Genomic DNA, 7,431 nt, shown 5'->3' on the forward strand with positions numbered 1-7,431 from the left:
GGGCGGCGGGGGCGCCGCCGCGAGGGGCGGTGCCGCTCACCGTGATGTCGCATGACGGTCTTGTGTCAGCCGCCCCATTGGCCGTAAACGGCATGGGCTGACCAACGGGACGTAGACAAACCGATGCCGAAGACCGAAGCCGACCTGATGGCCTTTCTTGCCGAACTCGGGATCATCACGTCGACGAAACGCCATCCGCCTCTCTACACGGTCGCCGATTCGCAGGCGCTGCGCGGCGAAATCGTCGGCGGGCACACGAAAAATCTGTTCTTGAAGGACAAGAAGGACAATTTCTTCCTGGTCACCGTCGGCGAGGATGCGGTTGTCGACCTGAAGCAGATCCACCAGGTGATCGGCGCCGCCAGCCGCGTCTCCTTCGGCAGGCCGGAGATGCTTATGGATCTGCTTGGCGTCACGCCGGGCGCCGTCACGGTGTTTGGCATCGTCAACGATACCGCAAACAGGGTCAAGCTCGTGCTCGACAAGGATTTGATGGAGCATGCGGTCATCAACGCGCATCCGCTGACCAATGAGGCGACGACGTCGATCGCCGCAGGGGACCTCATCAGATTCGTCGAGGCAACCGGGCACGATGCTGCTATCTTGAAAGTCTCCGCGTGATCGCCACATGGATGGCTTGAAACCGATGGTCTGAAGGATATGGCGCCGGCTGCCAGCCGGCCCGCTACGGAAGGGTTAAAGAGATGAGCGACAACAATCCGTTTGGCGGCCCCTTCGGCGGCAATGGCGGCCAGTACACCACATCGGTGCAGTATGGCGGAACCGCGCCGGCGCCGGCGAAGGTCGCGCTTGGCGACGCGCCCACTGCCCCTGCCAATGTCATCAAGGACACGACGACCGCCGCCTTTGCCGCCGACGTCATCCAGGAATCGCGCCGCCAGCCGGTGCTGGTCGATTTCTGGGCACCCTGGTGCGGGCCCTGCAAGCAACTTACGCCGCAGCTGGAAAAGGCTGTCAAGGCCGCCGGTGGCAAGGTCAAGCTGGTCAAGATGAACATCGACGATCATCCGTCGATCGCCGGCCAGCTCGGCATCCAGTCGATTCCTGCGGTCATCGCCTTCAAGGACGGCCAGCCGGTCGACGGCTTCATGGGCGCCATCCCCGAGAGCCAGATCGCCGAATTCATCACCAAGGTCGGCGGCAAGGGCGATGNGCCGCCGGTGGCCGAGGCGCTGGCCGCGGCTGCGGAAGCGCGCGACGCCGGCGACATGCAGACCGCGGCCGACATCTATGATGCCATCCTGGCGCAGGCGCCGGAGACCGTCGAGGCGATCGGCGGCCTGGGCGAGCTGCTGTTCGAGGCTGGCGACGTGCAAGGCGCCGAGGCACTTTTGGCAACAGCGCCGGAAGCCAAGAAGGATGCGCCGCCGCTGGCCGCCCTGCGTGCCAAGATGGCGGTTGCCGCGCAAGCGGCGGCGCTTGGCAATCCGGCCGAGTTCGAGCGCCGCCTGGCGGAGAATCCCGCGGATCATCAGGCGCGTTTCGATCTGGCCATGATTCAGAACGCCAACGGCGACCGCACCGCGGCGGCCGACAATCTGCTGGCCATCATCAAGGCCGACCGGACCTGGAACGAGGACGGCGCCAGGACGCAATTGCTGCAACTGTTCGAGGCCTGGGGCATGACCGACGAGGCGACGCTGGCGGCGCGGCGCAAATTGTCGGCGCTGCTGTTTTCCTGATCTTGGTGTTGTTTTGCCGCACGGGCTTGGCGTCGGCGATCACCGCGCCAGATTAATGCATGCGCTTCGTGAAGAAGCGATCGGAGGAATGAGGTGCAAGCGGGAAACGCGCATTACCGGCTCGCCAAGCATTTGCCGTCGACGATCCCGATCTTTCCGCTCGAGGGTGCGCTTTTGCTGCCGGGAGGCCGCATGCCGCTTAATATTTTCGAGCCGCGCTACCTGCAGATGGTGGACGAGGCCATCAGCGGCTCGCGGCTCATCGGCGTCATCCAGCCCAGTCTCGATGGTGCGCTGCGTGCCGACGGTGAGCCGGAGCTCTGCAATGTCGGCTGCGCCGGGCGCATCATTGCCTTTTCCGAGACCGGTGACGGCCGCTATCTGGTTTCGCTGCAGGGCGTGTGCCGGTTCCGCATTGCAAGCGAATTGACGGTCAAGACGCCGTTTCGCCAGGCCAAGCTGGCGCCCTTCCTGGCCGATCTCGATGAGGATCAGGCGGCCGACGAGATCGACCGGCCATCGCTGCTCAAGGCATTTCGCGCCTATCTGCAGGCCAACGACCTGGAAGCCGATTGGGAAAGCGTCAGCCGGGCCGAAAACGCCATGCTGGTCAACGCGCTGTCGATGATGGCGCCCTACGGGCCGGCGGAGAAACAGGCGCTGCTCGAAGCAGCCGACCTGAAGACCCGGGCCGAGACGCTGATCGCCATCACCGAAATGGCGCTGGCGCGCGAGAATGAGGACTTTGGCTCGAGCCTGCAGTAGGATGTGCCGATATTCAGGTGAGGCCGGCCTGCAAACGGAGGCTTCCTGCACTTCCGGTGCTCACGTACCCAAAGTACGCTCCGCTCCGGTTCTCGGTATCAGCCGTTTTCGGCTTGCCTGACCTGACTCAACACATCTTAGGCCCGCAACTGGCTGGAAAGAGAATCTTATGGCGGCGGTTGGACGTGACGGGAAGAAGGTCAATGTCGACCCCAAGCTGCTGGAGCTGCTGGCCTGCCCGCTGACCAAGGGGCCGCTGACCTGGGATCCGGAGCGTGGTGAGCTGGTCTCGCGGGTCGCCAAGCTCGCTTATCCGGTGCGTGACGGCATTCCGATCATGCTGCCCTCGGAGGCGCGGACGCTCTCCGTGGAGGATGTGCTCGCCCCGCCGCCGCCGCGCCTGGGTGGGCCGGGCTGAATTCTACCTTCTTGTACCCGCCAATTTGCCGAAGGCTGGCGGGAGAGCGCCCCCTCTGTCCTGCCGGACATCTCCCCCACAAGGAGGGAGATTGGCTGTCGTCCCCGCTTTCGCCAATCTCCAACGTTGAAAGAGAGTCCGGACGGCGAAGCTGCCGATCTCCCCCCTCGTGGGGGAGATGCCCGGCAGGGCAGAGGGGGGCGCGAAGGATCGCCAACGCTTCTTCTGATGACGAAAGCGCGCGGTCGCAGCCCTACTGAAAATTCCGCCCCTTTGGCATGACCTTTTCGGCCTCTTCCGACAGCATCGCGATGTCCTGCCGCATCGGCGCGTTTTGTATCGCGGGTCGACCGTTGCGATCCGGATCCTTCCAGGCGGGGCGTGCCGGTCCAACTTCGCTGACTTTCTCCAGAAGCACGGTTAGCCAAGGCGTCAGGTCCTCGACCTTTTCTGCGACGATGTGGACCACACCCGATTCCGACTGCAATTTCCCGGTGACCCGAATGAACCGCGCGCCCATCACAATCGGCCGGTAGCGGTCGAAGGTTCTTTGCCAGAAAATGATGTTGGCGACGGCCTTGTCGTCTTCGAGCGTCAGGAAGATCGCATTGCCCTTGCCGGGGCGCTGCCGCACCAGCACGAGGCCGGCAACGGAGACACGCCGGCCGTCGCGTACGGAAGGCAGGTTCGCATTGGGCGTGACGCCGGCGCGGTCGAGGCGTTCGCGCAGGAAGGCGACCGGATGCGCCTTCAGCGACAGGCCGAGCGAGCGGTAGTCGTGGATGACATGCTCGCCGAGCGGCATTCTCGGCAGCGTCGTCTCGGGCTCCAGGTCGCGCAGGCGGAGTGCCGGCTGATCGAACAGCGGCAGCCTTTCGGCGGCGCTCTTGCCGTCGAGCGCCCGCACCGCCCACAAGGCTTCACGACGATCGAGGCCAAGCGAACGGAAGGCGTCGGCCTGCGCCAGCTTCTCGATCTCGCCGACATCCAAGCCGGAGCGCAGCCAGACGTCCCTGACGGACACGTAACTGTCGCCGCGCCGGTCGACGAACAGCTCCATGCGCTCCTTGGAAAGGCCTTTGATCTGGCGGAATCCGAGCCGCAGCGCATGATCCGTCTCGATGACGCCGCGCATCTCGGCATGGCGCGCGAGAATGCGGGCCGGATCGAAAGGCGCTTTCTCCAGCGTGCAGTCCCAGACCGAGAAATTGACGTCGACGTCGCGGATGTCGACGCCATGGTCGCGGGCGTCGCGCACCAGCTGGGCCGGCTGGTAAAATCCCATCGGCTGCGAATTCAGGATCGCGGCGCAGAACACGTCGGGATAGAAGGTCTTGAACCAGCAGGAGGCATAGACCAGCAGCGCGAAGGAGGCGGCGTGGCTTTCGGGAAAGCCGTATTCGCCAAAGCCCTCGATCTGCTTGAAGCAGCGCTCGGCGAAGTCCTTGGTGTATCCCTTGTCAACCATGCCGTCGATCATGCGCCGGCGATAATTGCCGATCGTGCCGGTGCGTTTGAAGGTGGCCATGGCGCGGCGCAGTTCATCGGCCTCGCCCGGCCGGAAACCGCCGGCGACTATGGCGATTTTCATCGCCTGTTCCTGGAACAGCGGTACGCCCAGCGTCTTGCCGAGAATCTCCTTCAATTCCGCCTTCTGATACTCGGCCTTCTCCTTGCCCTGTCGGCGGCGCAAATAGGGGTGGACCATGTCGCCCTGGATCGGCCCGGGCCGCACGATCGCCACCTCGATGACGAGATCATAGAATTCGCGCGGTCTGAGGCGCGGCAGCATCGACATCTGGGCACGGGATTCAATCTGGAAGACGCCGAGCGTGTCGGCGCGGCAGATCATGTCGTAGACATTCCTGTCCTCGGGCGGCAGCGTGGCCAGCACATAGGGCCGGCCATATTTATCCCGTGCATTGGGATAGTGCTCCTCCAGCAAGGTGAAGGCGCGCTTCAGGCAGGTCAGCATGCCGAGCGCCAGCACGTCCACTTTCAGGATCTTCACCGCGTCGAGATCGTCCTTGTCCCATTCGACCATCTTGCGCTCGTCCATCGCCGTCTTGACGATGGGCACGATCTCGTCGAGCCGGTCCCTGGTGATGACGAAGCCGCCGACATGCTGCGACAAATGGCGGGGAAATCCCATGATCTCGTTGGCGCGTTCCAACACATGCCGCGACACCGGATCGGCGCGATCGAGCCCGCCGGCGCGGGCTTCCTTTTCGCCGAGTTCCGAGGTCGACCAGCCCCAGATCGAGCCGGACAGGGACGCCCTGACATCCTCCGACAGGCCCATCGCCTTGGACACTTCGCGCAGCGCCGAACGGCCGCGGTAGCTGATGACGGCGGCGGCCAATGCCGTGCGCTTGGTGCTATACTTCGTATAGATGTACTGCATGACCTCTTCGCGTCGCTCATGCTCGAAATCGACGTCGATATCCGGCGGCTCGTTCCTCTCCTCGGAGATGAAGCGCTCGAAAAGCGTGTCGATCCTGTCCGGCCCGACTTCTGTGATGCCGATGCAGAAGCAGACGATCGAATTGGCGGCCGAGCCGCGTCCCTGGCAGAGAATGTCCTGGCTGCGGGCAAACTTGACGATGTCGTAGACGGTCAGGAAATAGCGGGCGTAGTTGAGGCGCTCGATCAGAGCGAGTTCTTCCGCGATGCGCTTGGTCACCGAAGCGGGCACACCTGCAGGATAACGCTCGGCAGCCCCCTCCCGCGCCAGCCGTTCCAGCTCGGCCTGCGGCCCGAGACCCGATTCCGTCGGTTCGTCGGGGTAGTTGTACTGGAGATCGCTCAGCGAAAAAGTCAGCTCCTGCGCAAAGCGCAAGGTTTCGGCCAGTGCCTGCGGATGCCTGCGGAACAGGCGCGCCATCTCCATTGGCGGCTTCAGGTGGCGTTCGGCATTGGCGGCCAGTTGCAGCCCGACCTCGGAGACGGGTGTGTTGAGGCGGATCGCGGTCAGCACGTCCTGCAGCGGGCGCCGTTCGGCCGTGTGGTAGAGAACGTCGTTGGTCGCCATCAGCGGGATGCCGGCGCTCTCGGCAAACGCCGCTGCCTGCTCGATCCGGAAACGGTCATTGCCGGCATAGTCGGGCGAAACGCCAAGCCGCAGGTTCCGGCCGAAACGATGCTTGAGATCACGAAGCAAGGCGAGACGGTCTTGCGCCCCCGCCGTCAGATCGGGCAGGACCGCCAGCGACATCAGATCGCCCCATTCGAGCAGGTCGCTGCGCTGGAGAAGGGTGGCGCCCTTTTCGTTTTCATCGCGCAGGTTGGCTTGGGTGAGCATGCGGCAGAGATGACCCCAGCCCTTGCGGTCCCTGGGATAGGCGAGAATATCCGGCGTGCCGTCGCCAAAAACCAGCCGGCAGCCGGGGTGGTAGGAAAGCTTTTCCACTTTGGCCTGCTGCCAGGCGCGCACCACGCCAGCCACCGTGTTGCGGTCGGCAAGCCCGATCGCGGAAAAGCCCAAAAGCTTGGCGGCGACCACCAGTTCCTCCGGCTTGGAAGCGCCGCGCAGGAAGGAGAAATTCGACTGGATGCCGAACTCGGCATAGGGAATGACGGTCAGCGCGTTCATGCGAAGACACCATGCAGGAACCAGCGCGGCGGGACCTGCGAAGCGCCGCCGTAAAGGCCTTGCCGGTAGAGCCAGTAGCGGCGGCCGTCGGCATCCTCGATGCGGAAATAGTCGCGTGTCGATGCCGCTTCGTCGCCTGGCGTCTCGCGCCACCATTCCGCGGCGATGCGCTCCGGCCCCTCGGCCCGCGTCACCCGGTAGAGCGCGCGCCGCCAGCGGAAGTTCAGCGGCGGTCCCTCCGGCATTTCGGTGGCCGGCACATCGATGGGTTCGGGCGAGCGGAACAGCCGGATCGGCCGTTCCGGCGGGAAGATGGTTTTCGGCGCCTGCAGCCTGTCCGGCCTCTTCGGCGGCGTGGTCCGGCGCGGCGCTTCGGTGAAGGGGATCGTGGCGACGGCGCGCTCCGGCAGATGGCTTTCGACGGCAACCGGCTGCAGGACCGCGCCATCGCCGAGCCGGGCGCGGATGCGGTCGGCAAACAGCGCGATATCGGCGCCGTCGTCGATCACCTCGCCGGCAAGGTCGGCCTGCTGCATGTCGAAAGCGGCTGATGTCAGCACCGAAAGCCGCACCAGATCGAAGCCATAGCCGGCATCGATATCCTGTTCGAGCGCCGCCAGCCGCTCGTGGAACAATTTCTGGATCAGCCGGGGCTCGCGCATCGGCCGCGAGGTGCCGATGGCGATGCGGCTGACGGCGCCGTCGACGCGAAAGAGCAGCAGCGCCAGCGCCCTGGCGCCCTCGCCGCGGCGCTCGAGGTCGGTCTTCAAGGTCGTCGCCAGCATGCCCACCAGACGTTCGATGTCCTCGGTCAGGGTGACGGGCTCGGCGAGATGGCGTTCGACCGAAAGCGGCGCGACGGGAAGGCGCGGCGACACCGCCTCGTCGAGACGGCCAAGCGCCTGGTCGAGGCGCAAAAGCAGCAAGGCGCCGAAGCGGCGGGCGAGCGGCGC

The 7,431-nt window shown here is 64.8% G+C and carries 6 protein-coding genes; 4 read left to right on the forward strand and 2 right to left on the reverse strand.

Annotated features, from left to right (window positions below; translation table 11 throughout):
* The first annotated feature begins 123 nt into the window (after positions 1 to 123).
* From X744_RS139995 to X744_RS139980, 4 genes are all read left to right on the forward strand, one after another.
* Entirely contained in the window at positions 124 to 621 is a 498-nt protein-coding gene (locus X744_RS139995; protein ID WP_023763171.1) for a prolyl-tRNA synthetase associated domain-containing protein, read from the forward strand.
* 83 nt (positions 622 to 704) lie between these two features.
* On the forward strand, positions 705 to 1,703 hold the full coding sequence (gene trxA, locus X744_RS139990) for a thioredoxin (RefSeq protein WP_023763172.1): 999 nt from the start codon (positions 705 to 707) through the stop codon (positions 1,701 to 1,703).
* Between the two features lie 93 nt (positions 1,704 to 1,796).
* On the forward strand, positions 1,797 to 2,468 hold the full coding sequence (locus tag X744_RS139985; RefSeq protein WP_023763173.1) for an LON peptidase substrate-binding domain-containing protein: 672 nt from the start codon (positions 1,797 to 1,799) through the stop codon (positions 2,466 to 2,468).
* 169 nt (positions 2,469 to 2,637) lie between these two features.
* Positions 2,638 to 2,886 carry a Trm112 family protein gene (locus tag X744_RS139980; RefSeq protein WP_023763174.1) on the forward strand — a complete coding sequence of 83 codons (249 nt, stop codon included), beginning with the start codon at positions 2,638 to 2,640 and terminating at the stop codon, positions 2,884 to 2,886.
* A gap of 253 nt (positions 2,887 to 3,139) precedes the next feature.
* Here X744_RS139980 and X744_RS139975 read toward each other — a convergent pair whose 3' ends face one another.
* Positions 3,140 to 6,478 carry an error-prone DNA polymerase gene (locus X744_RS139975; RefSeq protein ID WP_023763175.1) on the reverse strand — a complete coding sequence of 1,113 codons (3,339 nt, stop codon included), beginning with the start codon at positions 6,476 to 6,478 and terminating at the stop codon, positions 3,140 to 3,142.
* Positions 6,475 to 7,431: DUF6504 family protein (locus tag X744_RS139970; protein ID WP_023763176.1), on the reverse strand; the 957-nt coding region annotated here is incomplete at its 5' end. The genes X744_RS139970 and X744_RS139975, both read right to left, overlap by 4 nt.

Origin of the sequence: Mesorhizobium sp. LNHC252B00, assembly GCF_000502955.1 — a bacterium.
GTDB lineage: Bacteria > Pseudomonadota > Alphaproteobacteria > Rhizobiales > Rhizobiaceae > Mesorhizobium.